General features: G+C 69.1%; 4 protein-coding genes. All 4 read right to left on the minus strand.

All coding sequences use genetic code 11. The annotated features are described in order from the left end of the window. Window positions 1–2: 2 nt before the first annotated feature. The 4 genes from GA0070564_RS22060 to GA0070564_RS22075 all read right to left on the minus strand — a co-directional run bounded on the left by GA0070564_RS22060 (window position 3) and on the right by GA0070564_RS22075 (window position 18,631). A complete protein-coding gene (locus GA0070564_RS22060; RefSeq protein WP_091611915.1) occupies window positions 3–6,893 on the minus strand; it encodes a polymorphic toxin-type HINT domain-containing protein in 6,891 nt (2,296 codons plus the stop codon). Window positions 6,894–7,036: 143 nt separating this feature from the next. Next, window positions 7,037–10,660 (minus strand): LamG domain-containing protein, encoded by a 3,624-nt coding sequence (locus GA0070564_RS22065; RefSeq protein WP_141714833.1) that lies wholly within the window; start codon window positions 10,658–10,660, stop codon window positions 7,037–7,039. A 477-nt stretch (window positions 10,661–11,137) separates the two neighbouring features. Continuing rightward, window positions 11,138–11,587 carry a hypothetical protein gene (locus GA0070564_RS22070; protein WP_141714834.1) on the minus strand — a complete coding sequence of 150 codons (450 nt, stop codon included), beginning with the start codon at window positions 11,585–11,587 and terminating at the stop codon, window positions 11,138–11,140. Window positions 11,588–11,716: 129 nt separating this feature from the next. Next, window positions 11,717–18,631, minus strand: a complete 6,915-nt coding sequence (locus GA0070564_RS22075; protein WP_141714835.1) for a polymorphic toxin-type HINT domain-containing protein — start codon at window positions 18,629–18,631, stop codon at window positions 11,717–11,719. Window positions 18,632–18,736: the final 105 nt, after the last annotated feature.

Consider the following 18,736-nt stretch of genomic DNA (forward strand, 5'->3'; position numbering starts at 1 on the left):
TGTCAGCCTCTCGGAGTCCAGTTCGGATTGATCGGAACCACGCTAGGGCTCTTCGTTCCCTTGATCATGAAGACGTTCGTCGGCTGATCGACGAACCCTGCAGCTGGGTTGTTGTTGTAACCAGTCACATTTCCGTAACGCACGACGATGTTTCCATTCTCCATTTGCCCCAGCACCGTGGCCTCGCCGCTGTGGTACGCGTCAAGCACGCGCTGCGCGTCCGAATGGCTATTGAGATAACCCTTGCCAGTATTGTCGTGCAACGGGTCTCCGAGAACATGTCGGCCCTGCTTCTGCCAACTGATGCGATTAGAGACGCACGGAAGCGAACCCGTGTTGTGTACGAGTACTGACGTCGTGCCGGCAATCACATAGTAGGTGTGGATCCCGTCCACCGTGAGGTTGTAGGCGAGCCCGCGGTGTGAAGGTGCCGACAACGGCCTGTCGACCAGGACGGTGTCCCCCCTGGACGTGACCAGCCGGTCACCAGGCCGAAGGTCACCCGCCGCTTCCCACTTGTGATCGGTGACGTTCCAGAAGGGGTGCCCGTCGGTCGTCTCCAGAATCTCGCCGTCGACCCTCAGGACACCGAGGTCGTCCTCATGGATCCAGAGGTTGGTGACCCGCCGATCACCCTGCTCCCCCGTCTCGGGGTCGGTGGCCTCGACCTCGTCGCCCACCTTCAGCTCGCTGATCGGCTTGGTGGTGCCGTCGGCCATCAGGACCCGGGTGTCACCGCCGAAGCTGCAGAAGCTGTTCACCACCTTCTCGGCACCCACCGCCTCCCGACCGATCATGCCGCGGAGCAGGTTGGCGCCGGCACCGCCCGATGTGAGCACGGCACCCGTGGCGGCGAACTCACCCTCGGCTAGCGCGGCCTCGGCCAGGCAGGCGGGGCCGATCAGCGCACAGGTCACACCACCCAGGATGACGGCCATCTGGACCAGGTCCTCGAGCTTCGACAGCTGTGGCAGCAGCGGATTCTGGACATCACAGACGAGCGGGTCGCCGCCCATCACCTCAGAACAGAGGAATACCCAGTTGGTCTGGTCCTGGGCCGCCCAGTCGAGCATCTCCTTCCAGGTGAACTGCTCGGTGCCCTTGTAGGACTTCGCCTTGACGATCGTCTTGTGGGTCTTGGACAGCGGGACGTGACTGCCGAGCTTGTCGTTGATCGTCGGCGGCTTCTTCTCGGCGTACGGGTCCTCGGTCTTGCTGCACCCGTTGCAGCCGTCGTTGTGGCCGGAGACGTCGACGTACTTGCCGTACATGTCCTCGTAGTCGGCGCCCGGCCCACAGGCGTCGTCGGAGCAGGCCTTGAGCCCGTCCGGATCGGAGAAGGTGATCGGGCTGTTGTTGCCATAGGCGTAGGCGTTCCACTGCTGCGGATCGGTCAGGTCCTGCACCGGATCCACCGACACGAACCGGCCCAGGCCCGGGTCGTACTCGCGGGCACCGATGTGGGTCAGTCCGGTGGTGTCCTTGTCACCGCCGACGAAGCCCTTCAGGTTTGTCCAGGTCGGCTGCTGACCGCGCGGGACACCGTACGGGGTCTGCCGCCGTACCGTTACCGCCTGCGTGAGCGCGTCGACAGCGACGTTCTGGGTGCCCTGGTGGTCGTTGAAGAGCCAGGTCAGTCCACCGCTGCGCGAGGCCACAGTGCTGCCGGCGAACTGGTAGTAACGGGTCGCCGAGGTGAGGCCGCTCGCCGTGCGGACCTCCTGCCCCGGCAGATACAACGTGCTGCCGGTGGCGTCCCGGTGAATGAGCCGGGAGCCGTCGGCGTCGTAGATGTTGCTCCCGCCGGAGGATCCGGAAACCGACGTCAGCCGGCCCTCGGAGTCCCAGCTGAGCAGCTGGGAGCTGGCGTCGGGCGGGCAGGCGTTCGCCGGGGCCCCCGCGGGCCGGCAGACCGTGTTGCCTGCCTTGTCATAGTCGTACCGGTTGGTGACCGGGCTCTTCCCGGGTTCCGCCACCGTCACCGACGTGGCCGCGTGCGGCCGGGCCACTCCCTGGCCGGGCGTCGGCAGCGCGTAGGTGCGGGTGGTGTCGCCGGTCGACGCGTGCGACGTCTCCTTGGTCCGGTTGCCCAGGGCGTCGATCGTCCAGTCCTGCCAGTACGGGGCGGGACCGCCCAGGTTGGCCGTGCTGGGATCGGTGCCACAGGCGACCCCGGACTTCGGGGTCCACGCCGAGGTCAGCCGGCGCAGATCGTCGTACCGGAAGCACTGCGTGTCGGCCTGCCCGACGGCCGGGGTGTCGGCGATGGAGGTGATGTTCCCGGCGTCGTCGTAGCCGTAGTTGACGTCCTTGACCGTTCCGGTCGCGGTCTCCGGCTGCACCCGGCTGCGGTTCACCCGGTGAGTGGTGAGGTCGTAGTCGAACGCCTGCTCGACGTAGACGCCCCCGTTGGTCTTGCGGGTGTTGATGGTCGGCTCGCCGTAGGCCGAGTACTGCTGACCGATCACGTACCGGCCGACGTTGATCAGGTTGGTGTCCAGCGACGTCGGCAGGCCGGTCACGGAGTCGTAGTTGGTGGTCAGTGTCTCCGTGGTCAGGTTTCCCACGGCCGGAAGGGTCACCGAGGTGGGGCTGCCCTCGTAGGGCGAGTAGCCGAATCCGTACGACCAGGTGCCGGCGAGCCCGGTCCCCTCGGCCGCCGGGATCACGTACTGCATGCCGGTGGGCTGGTAGCGGGGGGTGAAGCCGGTCGGCTGCACGGTGTAGGCGTTCGTCGAGCCGGGCGGGTCGTACCGGGTCGCCTGGCCCAACACCCCGAGCAGTGGCTGGCCGGTGAAGAGCTTGTCGTACTTCCACTCGGCCCGCTTGGTGGCCGCGGACTTGCTGGTGTCGTACAGGCCGATCTTGCGGCCGATCTTGTCGTAGTCGTAGACCAGCACCTTGCCGTTGGCGTCGATGGTCTGGGTCAGCTCGGAGAAGTCGTTGTAGACGTTGGTGAGCTTGCCCTTGTCCGGGTCGACCGACGTCAGCTGCCGGCCACGGACGTCGTACGTGTAGGTCCACTCGTCGCCGGCCGTGTCCCGGACCGTGACGAGCTGGCCCCTGCGGTCGTAGACGTAGCTCGTCGAGTGCTCCGGGCTGACGTGCTGCCGCACCTGCACGGTACGACCGTGCGCGTCCGTGACCGTGGTGGTCGGCACGTCCTTCGCGGGCGGCGTCACCTTCACCGAGTCACCGAAGTACTCGGTGTTGGTGCGCCACTTCTCGACGAGGTTGGTCACCCCGTCGGTGCCGAAGTAGATCGAGGCCGTGGCCCGCCCCGCGTCGTCGTAGACAGTCCGGGTGAGCGAGGGTACCGACCACTCCGGCTCCCACCACAGGCCACCCGCGGCGGCACCGGGCTCCACGTGCGGGGAGTAGCTGGTCACCGCCCTCCCGGCCTTGTCGTAGAGGGTGTCGGTGACGACCCGACCACCACCGACGGCCACGGTCTGGGTCTGCCGGGGACGGAACAGGGCATCCTGGATGCTGTACGACACCAGGTAGCCGCCGCCGGCGTGCAGGGTCCGCGTGGTGGTGTACGGGTAGGCGTCCCGGTTCGGGGCGAAGACGTAGCCGTACTCGATCGACGGGCTCGTCGGGTGGGTGGACTTCGCCCAGCCGGCCTGCCAGACCCGGGCGAGCCGGCCGAGCGGGTCGTACTCCTGCTCACTGACCCGGCCGTTGCGGTCGGTCGTCCTGGTCGGTCCGCCGCGGTACGGCTCCGACTCGACGGTGGAGGACCACGCCGTGCCGCCGTTCGGGTCCGGCGAGGTCGTCGTCACCTTCTGCAGCGGGCCGCCGGAGGCCGGGGTGTAGGTGGTGGTCGTGACGTTGCCCCGCACGTCGGTGGCGCTGCGGGGCCGCCCGAACATGTCGTAGGTGCCCTTCGTGACCACCTGCCAGGTGGTCCCGCCCGCCTTGGTCCAGCTCTTCAGCCGCTCCACCTGGGTGGCCGCGCCAGCGGTGGGAGCGGTGTCGACGCTGGTGGCGCCGTCGTAGTAGGTCCGCTCGTCGGAGATCACGTCATCGGTGGTCTGCGGCGCGCTGCCACAGGCCAGTGCGGTCACCGTCGTCTGCTTCACCACCGTCAGCAGGTTCAGCGCGGTGTTGCGGTTGTAGCTGTAGGTGGCGCACTGTTCGTCGCCGGTCTTGGCGGTGTCCCCGTCGTCCTGGACCTGGGTGACGGTGCCGTAGGCGTTGTCGAAGGTCGACTGGGTCCGGGTCACCCGCCAGCCGGACGCGCCGTTCACACCGAGGGCGGTGCCGGAGTAGGTGGCCTTCGTGTCGGTGTAACGAGCGGTGACGATGTCCCCGTTGATGTTGCGGGTGGCGAGGGCCGGTGACATCCACGGCACGTTCACCGTCTTGGCGACCGGCCTGGTGTCGACCCCGTTGTAGGTGACCTGCTCGCGGACCATCCCGGCGAACTGGTCCTCGTCGTACACCGTCTCGCTGCCCAGCGACGCCGGCACGGTCACCGTGCGGGTGCCGCCCGAGGTCGCGACCCGGTCGCCGTGCATGCCCCGCAGGTACGTCGTGCGGGTCAACGTCTGGCTCGGCGCGTCACCGACCCGGGTCTCCACCGTCGCGTAACCGCGGAACTGGTTCCAGGTCTTGCGCTTGGGCTTGACCAGGCCGTTGTCGTCGGCGTAGTGCCAGGCCGGCGCGCCCACGTAGGTGTAGAAGGTGTTCTTCACCGGCTGCCCACGGTCGGTCCCGTTCACCACCACCATCAGGTCCGACTCCGACACCTGCGTCACCACGTACTTGTGCCACCACTCGGTGATGTCTGGACCGTCCGGGTCGTACGGGTCCGGACCGATCACCGGATAACACCGCCGGGTGTTCGCCGCCGGCGAGATCCCCGACGGGCAGTCCGGCAGGCTGTACGTCACCTGGATCTTCGCCCCCGTCTCGGTGACGATGTTGCCCATCCGCATCCGGTTGTTGGTGGTGTTGTTCCTCGTCAACACCCGGTTGCGCAGCGCCACCGGGGTGAACGTCACCGGCGGCATGGTGAGCGTGCTGCCGACGTGGCCGGCGCGCACGATGGAGCTGAGCCACATGCCCGCGTAGTCGCTGCCGTCGCCCACCGCCGGGTAGGTGTGGGTGAGGGTCCAGGAGTCCACCGCCTGCCACGCCGGGGTGGCCTTGGTGGTGTCCCAGACCTGGGTGGTGATCTTCGACAGCCGCTTGGTGGACCAGAAGGTGGGCGAGTAGTTGGTGCAGGACGCGGCGGTGCCGATGCACTCCTGGTCCCAGGGCACGTCCTTCCAGTGCGCCGCGTCGTGAATCGAGCAGTTCGCCTCGCAGCGGTCGGCCACGGTGAACAACACCTGGGCGGTCGGCGTCACCGACCGGTCGGTCGTACCGCGGTCCCAGGTGCCGTAGTCGATCCGCTTCAGGGTGCCGCCCCGGTCGTACCGGGCCTTGCTGGTGGAGGTGAGGTTCCGGCCGTAGTAGTTGCCCTCCGGGGTGTACCAGTACGACATGGTGTTGCCGCGCGGGTCGACCACGTAGTCGAGGTTCCAGCGCCACGCCTGGTCGCAGAAGGACGAGGCGAAGCTGGTGTTGTAGCAGGGCTCGCCGGACTGGTTACCGGAGACCGGCACCGTCCAGGTCGAGTCGGTCGTGCCGCTCTGGCCGGGCAGGCTGTGCCGGCCGAAGAAGTACTGCATGCCGTCGGTCGTGGTGACCTTCCAGTACTCACCGTCGTTGTCGCCGTTGCCGGCGCCGGCGAGCTTCTCGATCTTGGAGCCGTCCTCACTGCGGCCGTGCCACCCCTTGCCGGCCTCGTAGACCAGCTCGGTGCCCCGGCCGTTGAGCATCATGGTCGCGTTGTCGGACCGCCAGCACTGGTCACCGGTCTTGCGGGTGTTGGTGCCGCCGGTCATGTCGTCCGCGCAGCCGACGTAGCTGCGCTCGATGTAGCCCGACCAGTAGTCGAAGCCCTCACCGACCCACGACGGCTGGTTGTTCGAGGCGTCGGACTTGCCGTCCACCGCGCTGCTGGAGTACGACAGCGCGAGCGACGGCGACGGCCCACCGATCGGCGGCGGCGCCTGCAGCGGGTACGACCACGAGAAGTCACCCGTCGAGCCACCGCCCGACCAGGTCGCCGATGCGCCCAACGGCGAGGCCGAGAAGTCACCCTCGCTGCCGGAGGCACCAGCGGCCAGGGCCACCAGGGTGGACGCGCCAACGGCGGTCCGGTCCCCGGCCCCCGGTGCGGGCAACGGCACCTCGGCGCTCACCGCGCCGCCCTGGTTCCGGGAGTCCAGCGGCGCGGCCGCACACTCCGCGCGGTCCGGAGTGACCAGCGCGCATTCCGGGAGCCGCCACAGCCTCAACCGGGAGGACCAGCTGCCGCCGTACGCGTTCTTGAAGTCCCGGTAGTCGACCGAGACGGTGGTCGAGCCCGCCGCGGCCGGCGCAGCGGTCTTCGTGGTCGCGGCGCCACTACCGGCCAACCGCACCAGCAAGCCGTTGCGCCAGCGGGTCGGCACGGCTGCCCGGTCCAACACCTCCACCGAGACGGCGTCGGTGCGGTCGCCGGCGGCCCCCGCGCCCCGGCTCACCGACACCGGCAGGGTGCCGGCGCGCACCGCCGACGGAGCGGACTGCCGCTGCCCGGCCGGGGCCGCCGGCAACGACACTGCCGCCCTACCCGCCTTCGGCCACACCGGAGCCGCCAGCTGCGCGCTGGGCACCGCCCTGACCGGCCAGGCCCTACCCTTCGCCGGCGCCCCGTCGGCGTCGATCTTCTCCTGCTGGACGGCCAGATGGGGCTTCGGCTCGGCTGCCGCGCGGGTGGGGACGGACAGGACCGACGCGGCCAGGGACAGGCTCACCGTCGCGGCCAGGACGGTCCGCAGTCTGGTCGGGTTCATCGTCGTACGTGGTGTCAGGGGACTTGTGGTCAGGGTGCATCTCACCCATGCCTCCAGGGGCGATCGTTCAGCAAGGAGCTGAGGAACTGGTCGACGGGGCCGCGCCGGCCCACCCGGAGGCGGGCCGGCGCGGTACGGAGCCGTCAGTCGGTGGGGGTGACGTCGGTCAGGGACTGGCTCTCGAACACCTGCTTGACGTCGACATCGGTCAACGCGCCCTGGTAGAGGCCGAGATTCGAGATGTCGCCGTCCCACCGGTCGGCGATCTGGGGAGAAGATCCGGGCGGAGTGTGCCGGGCGGCGCCCACCCAGACCGGGCCGGTGGCGTTGAAGGCCCCGGTGAAGGTGCTCGGGAACGGCACGGTGCTCTCGAGCTGACCGTTGACGTAGAGGCGGATCTGGCGACGGCCGAGGTCGTAGACACCGACCAGGTGGGTCCAGGTGGACACGTCGTCCTGGTCGTTCAGCTGCCGGGACATCATCATCGCCAATGCCGAGTTGTCGTTCTGCGGCGTGGTGTCCACCCCGAAGACGCTGAACGCCCACCAGTTGCCGGTGACCCCGTCGACCGTCTTCGTCCGCTGACTCAGATAGAAGGCGGAGTTCTGGTTGCCGATCTGGGCGACGGCGGTCTGCATGCCCAACGACTCCGGCCGCACCCACACGGCCACGGAGAACGAGTCGTCGGTCCGCAACACCTGGGTGTCCTGCCAGACACCGGAGCCGGTGTCCTGCTGCGAACGCCCGTACTCGGTGGTGAGCTGGTTGACGTCGTCCGGGTGGTGCCCGTCGAAGCGCAGGAAGCTGCGCGCGTCGCTGCCCGCCTCGGTGCCCAGCGTCAGCGCGAACCTCCGGCCGAACTGTCCCGACTCGGGGGCGGTGCACTGGGTCGGGTCCGCGCCCGGGGCGGTCGGGTCCAGGTAGCAGCCGGTCGCGTAGTCGAAGTTCCAGTCGCCCACCCGGATCGGCTCGAGGATGCCCGGCTCGTCGACACCACCGGAGTTCGGATCCTCCTTGCGCTGCCCGGTGAAGTCCTGCCCGACCAGCACCCGGTCGAAGACCTGCACGTCCGCGAGGGCTCCCCGGAGGTAGTTGTCGGACACGCCGGTGCTCATCGTGTAGTTCCGGCCGATCTGGAAGTTGCCCGGCGCGTTCCACGCGGTCGTCCAGGGCGTGGACGCGACCACCTTGCCGTTGACGAACAGGCTCAGGGTGCGAGCCGTCGCGTCGTACGAGAAGGCCAGCTGCTGCCAGCGGTCGACGTCGGCCGCGGTGATCGCGGTCGGCGCGAGGAGCTGGGTGTACGGGGCGGTGCCGCAGTCGTTGCCCCGCGTGGTGACGGTCCACCTGGGCACGCCCGCCACCTGGACGGTGCCGAAGAAGAAGCCGTAGGCGCACGATCCGCTCTGGGTGGCGATCGCCATGTTCTGCGTGGGCAGGCCGGTCAGCCGCACCCAGGTCGCCACACTGTAGGACTTCGAGGTGTCCACCACCGGAGCCGCCGTCGACAGGTACCCGGGTGACGCGGTCCCGCCGAACGTGGCCGTCCGCCCACCGACGAGTCGGCCGTCGGCGGGCCAGCCGACGTTGGTCGCGGTCAGTGGCGTGTCACCGGCCAGGGCCGGCTGGCCGTCCTCCACCGCCTTCGCCTGCGAGACGCCCGGATAGGACTCCAGTCCCCAGCGGGCGACCGCGGGCGACGGACGGGCCGCCGTGAACTCGACCGACCCACGGCCCACGTTTCCGGCGCCGTCCGTCGCCGAGACCTGCAGCGTGTTCAGGCCGTACTTCGGCACCACCAGCGTCAACTCGGCCCGCATGCTGCAGACCGGCCCATTGGTCGATGTCGCGCAGTAACGGCTCGCGGTGACCTCCGTGGTGGGGGAGGTCCAGCCGTAGCGGAACTTCGTCACGGTGGTGTCCGGCGTACTGATCTGGAAGGGCGCCCCGGTGCCGGGCAGCAGGCTCGCCGGCCCGGAGAGCGTCACGGTCACCGGTGGCACCCTGGTGTCGACCGTGAACTCGCACCAGGCCGACCAGGCGCTGGTCCGGTCGTACGGTGACGGGTCGGTGGCCCGGGCGCGGAAGGCATAGGAGCCGCCCTCGACCAGGCCGGCGAGGGAACCCGTCGTCGAGCGACCGTTGGCGGGTACGGAGGCGCCGGTGGGGGTCGTCTTACGTGGCGTGGAGTCGTTGTAGCCGCCGGTCGCCGGGATCTGCAGCCACTCGTACCCGGTCCGCAGGGCCTGGGTGGTGTCGGCGTCCGGGAAGATCGCCGACAGCCTCGGGTTCAGGGTGCCGACGGTGATCCGCTGCCCGGTCGGGCAGGCCACGCCGGCGATCTGGAGGTTGTTGGGCGCACCCGGGATGGAGTCGTAGTCCACGACCAGCTTGGCGTTGGCCGGGAACCACTTCTTCCACCGGTCGGTGGTGGACTCGCCGCTGCCGTCGGTGGCGCTGCAGGCGCAGAAGCCGAGGGTGATGTTGGTCCAGTTGTTGGTGGCGTGGGTCTGGACGATGCTGGTGACCGCCGAGCCGGTGAAGTTCACCGTCATGTCCGGCTGCGGCGAGTCGGAGCAGCCGTAGCCCTCGTTGGCGTGCGACTGCGCCGTCGACTTCAGACTGTTCAGCATCGGCGCCCAGGCCGTACGCGGCGTGCTGGCGATGCCGCCCGAGTGGTACATGTAGGTGGGCGTGTTCCCGCAGGACCAGGAGTGGTCCAGCTTCATCTGCACGTACGCCGACTCGATGTGCTTGCCCCGCATCGACGACAACGGGAAGTCGAAGTACGACCGGTAGATCTTGCCGCTCTCCGGGTCCTTGCCGACCCGCGCCACCGACGTGTCGGTGTTGTTCGAGTTGTTGTTCGTGGCGTACGCCCACCGCGACTTGCCGGTCGACCACGCGGGGTCGATGTAGACCGGATAGGCGGCGGCCTTCGCCAGCAGTCCGGTGTCCGGGCGCAGCACGAGCTGCCGGCCCGCGACCTCGACACCCACGGCGGCGGTCTTCGCCACGTCACCGGGCGCGGCCGCGGTGGAGGGACCCGGCCGGGCCCCGCCCTCCGCAGCGAGCGCGGTCCGAGCCGCCGCGGTCGGCGTGGTGTTCGAGTCCCACATCACCGCCGGTTCGGCCTTGGCCAGCACCTCCCCGCCGGCCACCGCCGACAGCCGCCCGTCGCGACCAGGCACCACGCGGGCATCGCCGCCCAGGTCGAACCGCAGCGTCCGCAGCGCCGGGTTGGCGGCCGCCTGCGCGCTCTTCACCGCGAGCACGTGGGTGAATCCGGTCCGCGTCGCCCGCAGCACCAGGTCGGTGCCGGGCAGCACCTCCGGGTAGGTCGCCGAGTCACCCGACACGGTCGGCTTCGGCAGGTCGGCCGGCCAGGACAACGTCAACGAGCGGCCGTCGCGCACCAGCGTGACCGCCGCGCCCCTGCCGCCGGCGGAGAATCGGACGTCGGCCACCGAGGCGGCGGGCCGCAGCGTTCCATCGATGGGTCGCAGGGAGAGGTCGACGTCGGCCCACGACCCGTCGGCGCGGCGGACCCGCTGGGGCAGCACCGCCGACTCGGCGGTGAAGCCACCCGACGGGTTGGCGAAGACCTGGGTCAGCTCGGTGCGGGCCGAGGCCACCTCGACCCGCAGGCCGGACCGTCGGGCCTGGGCGGCGGCCGAGTCGGGGTCCGGCGCGATCGTCGGATTGCCCGGCGCGGACACCGGCGCCGCCGCCTCGGCGGGCGGCGGCGCCGTCAACAGGGAACCCATGATCACTGCGGCAGCACCGGCCGCGGTGACCCGGGAACGTCTCAGTAGGAAGGAAGGCAGCATCGAGCGGCCAGTCGCCATCTCAACCCCCGTGCAGGATGTGAACCAGTCGCTCGAACTCTAGGACTTGAACGATATGACTGTCTACATTGATCACTCACGGATTCGAAGCCGGCAAAATGATCTCTGCCGTCGCTCTTGACGAGGTGCGGAGCACCGAAAGACGAGGGACAGTTTGCGCCAATTGCGGAGTGGGGTAGCCGGCACTGCGCCCCGCCCGGGCGACCGTCATCGGTAGTAGCCGTCGGAAGCTTCCATGATGCCGCCTTCAGGCCGCAGGACTGAAGGCGGGGAAAATATCGGCAGCCGTAACCACTGTCCGCAATCCCAGCCGACACAAGCGGGACACACCGACGGGGATTCAGGCAGCGGGGGATGTGGCCAAAACGTTGCCACCGACGGGATCAATGGGGCCGCTCAGGCGTCGCGGTTCGTCGCCACCCATTGCTCAGCCTGGGCGATCAGGGTATCAAGGTCGTGGTCGCTCAGGTCCAAGTCCTCGACAAGGTATGTCAGGGTCTGCATCCTGATGGTCACCACCTCCTCGGTGGAAAACCCGGACACGAGACCCGACTCCCCCAACGCGGACCTGATCAGCGCTTCCGCCTTCCCGACCGGGAAGCCCTGGGCGGGCCACAGCAACGGCCGAGCCCGCTCGACAAATGGTCTGATCTGGCCAGCGTTCCCCTCAATGGCGAATCGGAGCTCCGCCGCCCCGCGAAATACCTCGTAGAGCAACGGATAAAGCTGCATCTTTTCCTGCTCATCGCGATGCATCTGCTTGCGCCAGTACTCGAAGTCAGCATTATCCCGTCGTGCCACGGCGCGCAGGGCCTTACCTACCGCCGTCATCGGTTCTTGAGACAATTCGCCGCTCCTTGCCCGACTCCACTCGACCAGCACATGCTACAGGCCCACGATCCCGCCCTTGCCGCCCGCCCGAGCAGCCCATAAAGATCCACTCGGGGCGGGCGGCAATTGACCAGAAATCAGCTCCTATTTACCACTTATTTTTCTCCATATCACTCTGACGCAAATTGCGCACGCAACCAGCGCGCCTCCGAGGCTGGCATTGGGGTCGGCGGAACTGGCCAGCTGAGGCGGGTTTGGAACGGAAGAGGTAGACATCTTCCCGACGCCGTCGATCGCCTTGACGGCATCCTTCGATCGCTTGTCAGCCTTACCTGCGTCGGCTGCCGTCTCGTCGCCGGCTCGGGTACGAGCGGTTCCGATTTCAGGTACGCGCTTCGGCGGATCAAGCTTCACCCGCATCGGTCCGCCAGTCGCGCACTCACACGTGTCGAGGTGATTGGGAATCGTGCCGCCGCAGTTGTGTACGAGTACGGTGGCCCGGCCCGAGACGACGTTATACGTGTGCATGTCAGCGACGGTGAGGTCGTGCATGACCTCCGCGCCGGAGTACGACCGGACGGACTTGACCGCCACCTCGCTGCCGTCAAGCGCGCGAAGCCGTTCGCCGACCCGCAGATCGGCCGCGTCCACCCATTCCTGCCGATCGGCGCTCCAGAAGGGGTGGTGCTGGGTGGTCTTGAGAACCGACTCCCCGCCGCCCTCGACGAGGACAGTCAGGTCGGTCAGATCGACGTCGTTGTTGGTATGCGTCTTCGTCACCGGCCGGGGCTCGGTGGCGCCGGTCTCGGGGTCCGTGGCGAGGACCTCGTCGCCGACCTTCAGTTTCTCGATCGGCTCCTTGTCGCCATTGGCCATCAGAACCTTGGTGCCGGCGGCGAAGCTGTGCTTGATCAGGCAGGACTCGGCCTGCTGGAGGACGTCGTCGGCCCACTTGACGTCGTCGGACCACTTCATCAGGGCGCGGGCGCCCTTGGCGAGGGTGTTGGCGATCGGTTTGATCTTCTTCGCCATCTGGAGCGCCTTGCCCCAGGGCAGCATTCCGACCAGGGTCCACGCGCAGGCGCCGAGGTCGCCGTGGATGCAGTCGAGGATGTCGTTGATGCCGAAGAAGTCGAGGAGAAGCTGCCCGCCCGCCTTGATGATGATCGAGATGGCGTTCTGCTTCTTGACCTCCTTGGCGCGCTTGATGTCCTCGTCGCTGGGCCCGGTCTTTCCGCCGCCGCCCTTGCCGCCGCCGCCCTTGCCCGCGTTGCTGCCGCCGCCGTTGCCGTTGCCGGCATCATGGGCGGCCCGAGCCTCCGCCCACTCCTTGTCGCCGCAGCTTCCACCGCAGCCGTCGTTGTCGCCCTTGACCTCGACGTAGTTGCCGTAGAGGTCCTCGTAGTCCGCGCCCGGACCGCAGGCGTCGTCGGAGCACGCCTTCAGACCGGTCGGGTCGGCGAAGCTGATCGGGCTGTTGTTGCTGTAGGCGTAGGCGTTCCACTGCTGCGGATCGGCCAGATCCTGGATCGGGTCCACCGAGACGAACCGGCCGAGGCCGGGGTCGTACTCGCGGGCTCCGATGTGGGTCAGGCCGGTCGGATCCTTGTCGCCGCCGACGAAGCCCTTCGAGTTGCTCCACTGCGGCTGGGTGCCACGCGGATCCCCGTACGGGGTCTGCCGCCGGACGGTGACCTGCTGGCCGGCGGCGTCGATCCCGACCTGCTGGGTGCCCTGGTGGTCGGAGTAGAGCCAGGTCAGGCCGGTGGAATTGCGGGTGGCGACCGTGGCACCGGCGAAGCTGTAGTAGCGGGTGCCGGTGAGCACGGTGTTGGTGGCCCGCCGGATCTCCTGCCCGGGCAGGTAGAGGGTGGTGCCGGTGGCGTCGCGCCGGATCAGGCGGGTGCCGCCGGCGTCGTAGATGTTTGTCTCCAGCGACTGGCCGGCTGCGGTCACCGAGGCGAGCCTGCCCTCGCTGTTCCAGCTCAGCACCTGCGAGTTGCTGCCGGTGGCGCAGTCGTTGGCGGCGGCGCTCGCCGGGCGGCAGGCCATGTTGCCGGCGTTGTCGTAGCCGTACTTCGTGGTGACGGCCGACTGACCGGGCGCCTGGGTGGCGACCGACGTGACGGCGTGCGGGCGGACCACGTCCTTGCCGCTGGTGGGCGAGGTGTAGGTGCGGACCGTGTCACCGAGGGTGGTGTGGGCGGTCTCGGTACGCCGGTTGCCGACGTCGTCGACGGACCAGTCGTACCAGTAGGGCGCCGGACCGCCGAGGTTGGCCACCGACGGCGCGGTGGCGCAGTCGACGCCCGCCTTCGGCGTCCAGGCCCGGGTCAGCCGGCGCAGCCCGTCGTAGCCGAAGCACTGGGCGTCGGCGGCGCCGACCTGCGGGGCGTCCTTGATCGAGGTGATGTTGCCGATGTCCTGGTACTGGTACGTGGTGTCCTGCACCGTGCCGGCGGCCGTCTCCGGCTGCACCTTGTACCGGTCGACCCGACGGGAGGTCAGGTCGTAGTACGTGGCGTCCTCGACGTACACCCCGCCGTTGGTCTTGCGGGTGGTCAGGCTCGGCTCACCGTAGGCGGTGTACTGCTGGCCGATGACGTAGGACCCGACGTTGATCAGGTTGGTGTTCAGCGAGGTGGGCAGGCCGGTGGTGGCGTCGTACCCGGTGGTGACCGTCTCGGTGGTCAGGCCGCCGCCGGCCGGGTAGGTGAGGCTGGTCGGGTCCCCGGTGTACGGCGAGTAGCCCATGCCGTAGCCGAAGGTCCCGGACAGGCCGTTGCCCTCGACGGTGGGGATGACGTACTGGGTGCCGGTGGGCTGGTAGCGGGTGTTGAACCCGGTGACCCGGTTGGTGTAGGCGTACGTCGTGCCGCTCGTCGCCTCGTAGCGGGTGCTCTGGGTGAGCTGCCCGCGCACGGTCTGGCCGGTGTACAGCTTGTCGTAGGTCCACTCGGCCCGCTTGTTGGCCGCCGCGATGGATCCCTCGTAGAGGCCGGTGCGCCGGCCGATCGAGTCGTACTCGTTGAGCAACACCTTGCCGTTGGCGTCGGTGGTCTTCGACGGCTCGTCGTAGTCGTTGTACTCGGTGGTCGTCGTGCCCTTGTCCGGGTCCTTGGCGGTGATCTGCCGGCCCTTGACGTCGTAGGCGTTGACCCACTCGTTGCCCAGCGAGTCGGTGACCCGCTCCAGCTGGTCCTTCCTGTTGTAGCTGTACTTCGTGGACAGGTCGGGCTTGACCTGGGTGGGGTCGACCCGCTGGAGCAGCTCGACCGTGCGGCCCTGGGCGTCGGTCTTCGCCGTGGTGACGGTGCCGCCGGCCGGCGGGGTCACCCTGGTGGAGTCACCGAGGTACTGGGTGGTGGTCCGCCACTTCTCGACCAGGTTGGTCACCCCGTCGGTGCCGAAGAAGATCTGGTCGGTGGCCCGGGACGCGTTGTCGTAGACCGTCCTGGTCAGCGCCGGGACGGACCACTCCGGCTCCCACCAGAGCCCGCCCGCCGCCGTGCCCGGCTCGACGTGCGGCTGGTAGCTGGTGACCGCGCGGCCGGCCTTGTCGTAGAGGGTGTCGGTGACGACCCGACCACCGCCGACCGCGGCCGCCTGGCTCTGCCGGGGGCGGAGGAAGGCGTCGAAGATCTGGTACGAGGTGAGGTAGCCGCCGCCCGCGTTCAGCTTGCTGCTCTTGACGTACGGGTAGGCGTCCCGGTTGGCGGCGAAGACGTAGCTGTGCTGCACCGACGGGCTGGTGGGGTGGTCGACCTTGGCCCAGCCGATCTCCCAGCCGCGGGCCAGCCGCCCGGACGGGTCGTACTCCATGTCCGAGACCCGGCCGTTGTAGTCGGTGGTCCGGCTCGGCGAGCCCCAGTACGGCAGCTGGTCGATGCTGGTGGTCCACGGCGTGGTGCCGCCGTTGGGATCCGGCGAGCTGGTGGTCACCCGGGTCACCGGTCCGCCGGAGGCCGGCGTGTAGGTGGTGGTGGCCGTGTTGTTCCGGTCGTCGGTGGCGGTGGCCGGGCGGCCGAAGGTGTCGAAGGTCGCCTTGCTCACGGTCTGCCAGACGGTGCCGGCGGCGGCCGACCAGTCCTTGAGCTTGTCGACCCGGGTCACGGCGCCGTAGCTGGGTGCGGTGTCCGGGCTGGTCGCGCCGTCGTAGAACTTCTGCTCGTCGGCGAGCACGTCCGCGGTGCTGGTCGGCGCTACACCGCACTTCAGCGCGACGGCCGTGGTCCGCTTGACCAGCTGGGTGAGGTTCTTGCCGGTGTTCCGGTTGAACGAGTAGGTGTAGCACTTCTCGTCACCGGTCTTGGCCAGGTCACCGTTGTCCTGCGCGGAGACGGTGGTGCCGTAGGTGTCGTCGAAGGTGGACTCGGTGCTGGTTACCCGCCAGCCACCGGCGCCGTTGACGCCGAGCGCGGTGCCGGTGTAGCTGACCCGGGTGTTGGTCCAGCGGGAGGTCACCGTGTCGCCGTTGATGGTGCGGGTGGCCAGGGCGGACGAGCGCCACGGCACGTTGACCGTCTTGGAGACCGGCCGGGAGGTGTCGCCGTCGTAGACGACCTGCTCGCGGACCATGCCGGCGAACTGGTCCTCGTCGTACACGGTCTCGCTGCCCAGTGACGCGCCGACCGTCACGTTGCGCGTTCCACCGGTGGTGGAGGCCTTGTCGCCGTGCATGCCCCGCAGGAACGTGGTGCGGCTCAGCGTCTGGGCCGGCGCGTCGCCCTTGCGGGTCTCCACCTGGGCGTAGCCGCGGAACTGGTTCCACGTCTTGCGGCGCGGCTTGATCATGCCGTTGTCGTCGGCGTAGTGCCAGGCGGCCCCGCCGAGGTAGCTGTAGAAGGTGTTCTGCACCGGCTGGCCGTGGTCGGTGCCGCCGACGACGACCATCAGGTCGGACTCGGAGACCTGGGTGACCACGTACTTGTGCCACCACTCGGTGATCTCCGGCCCGTCGTAGTCGTACGGGTCCGGGGTGATCACCGGGTAGCAGCGCCGGGTGTTGCCGTAGGTGGTGGCGGGCAGGTTGCCCGAGGTGCAGTCCGGCAGGCTGTAGGTCACCTGGATCTTGCTGCCGGTCTCGGTGACGATGTTGCCCATCCGCATGCGGTTGTTCGTGGTGTTGTTCTTGGTCAACACCCGGTTGGGCAGCGAGACCGGCTCGAAGGTGACCGGCGGCATGGTGTCGGTGCCGCCGACCAGGCCGGCCCGGACGATCGAGGTCAGCCACATGCCGGCGTGGTCGCTGCCGTCACCGACCGCGGGCCAGCTGTGGTTCAGCGTCCACGACTCGACGGGCTGCCAGGCCGGGGTGGCCTTGGTGGTGTCCCACACCTGGGTGGTGATCTTCGACAGCCGCTTGGTCGACCAGAACGTGGGCGCGTAGTTCTCCCCGCAGTTCGCCGCGGCGGAGGTGCACTCCTGGTCCCAGGGGACGTCCTTCCAGTGCGCCGCGTCGTGGATCGAGCAGCTCGCGTCGCAGCGGTCGGCGACGGTGAAGAGCACCTGCGCGGTCGGGTTGACCGAACGGTCGGTGGCGCCCCGGTCCCAGGTGCCGTAGTCGATGCGCTTGAGCGTGCCGCCCCGGTCGTAGTTGGCCTTGCTGGTGGAGGTGGCGTTGCGCGCGTAGTAGTTGCCCTCGGGGGTGTACCAGTAGGACATGGTGTTGCCGCGCGGGTCGACCACGTAGTCGAGGTTCCAGCGCCACGCCTGGTCGCAGAAGGACGAGGCGAAGCTGGTGTTGTAGCAGGGCTCGCCGGACTGGTTACCGGCCACCGGCACGGTCCACGCCGAGTCGGTCACGGCGCTCTGACCGGGCAGGTTGTGCATGCCGAAGAAGTACTGGGTGCCGTCGGTCGTGGTGACCTTCCAGTACTCACCGTTGTTGTCGCCGTTGGTGGCGCCGGTGAGCTTCTCGATCTTGGAGCCGTCCTCGGTGCGGCCGTGCCACCCCTTGCCGGCCTCGTAGACCAGCTCGGTGCCGCGGCCGTTGAGCGACATGGTGGCGTTCTCCGAGCGCCAGCACTGGTCACCGGTGCGGTTGGTGCTGTTGTTGCCGCCGGTCATGTCGTCCGAGCAGCCGACGTAGCCGCGCTCGATGTAGCCGGGCCAGAAGTCGAAGCCCTCGCCGATCCAGGACGGCTGGCTGTTCGACGCGTCCGACTGCCCGTCGACGGTGTCGGAGGAGTAGGCCAGGCCCAGGCTGGGCGCCGGGCCGCCGATCGACGGCGGCACCCGCATCGGGTACGACCAGGAGAAGCCGCCCGTCGAGGTGCCCGCCGACCAGGTCGAGCTGACCGAGAGCGGGGTGGCGGCCAGGTCGCCCTGCGTGCCGGAGGCACCGGCCGCCAACGCCACCAGGGTGGACGCCGCGGCGGTGGTCCGCGCCCCGGAAACGGATGCCGGCAGCGGCACCTCGGCGCTCACCGAGCCGCCCTCGTTGCGCGACGTCAGCGGCGTGGCCGAACACCCGGCCCGCTCCGGTGTGCTCAACGCGCACTCCGGCACCCGCCACAGCTTCAGGCGGGAGGACCAGTTGGCGCCGTACGCGTTCTTGAAGGCCCGGTAGTCCACCGAGACCTGCGCCGTGGCCGGTCCGGCGGTCCGGGCCGACGCGGTCGTCGTGGCCTGTCCCCCCACCCGCAGCAGCAGGCCGTCGCGCCACTGCTCGGGCACCGCGGCGCGGTCCAGGAGTTCCACCGAGACCGACCGGGTGCCGGCACCGGCCGCGCCGGTCGCCCGGCCGACCGTGACCGGCAGGTTGCCGGCCCGCGTCGTCGGCGCGGTCGCCGCACGGGCGCCGGGTGACGTCGCCGGCAGCTCCACCGACGCCTTACCGGGGGCGGGCCAGACCGGGGCGGCGAGGTCGGCGCTGCGCACCGGGCGGTCGGGCCGGGCCCGACCCTTCGCCGGCGCGCCGTCGGCGTCCAGCTTCTCCTGCTGGGCGCTCAGGTGGGGTTTCGGCTTGACGGCCGCCTGCGCCGGCGCCGTCAGCGCCCCCGCCACCAGCGCCCCGCTCAACACGAATGCCAGGCCGCCACTGAGGCGGCGTTTCACCACAAAATTGGATATAACAGACATTGAACCTGTGCGTGTCACCCAGATCTCCAGTCTTCGAAGGAGCTGACGGATCAGGTCGGGGGGCGGTGGTGCGCCGACTCG

Origin of the sequence: Micromonospora mirobrigensis (genome assembly GCF_900091555.1) — a bacterium.
GTDB classification, from domain to species: domain Bacteria; phylum Actinomycetota; class Actinomycetes; order Mycobacteriales; family Micromonosporaceae; genus Micromonospora; species Micromonospora mirobrigensis.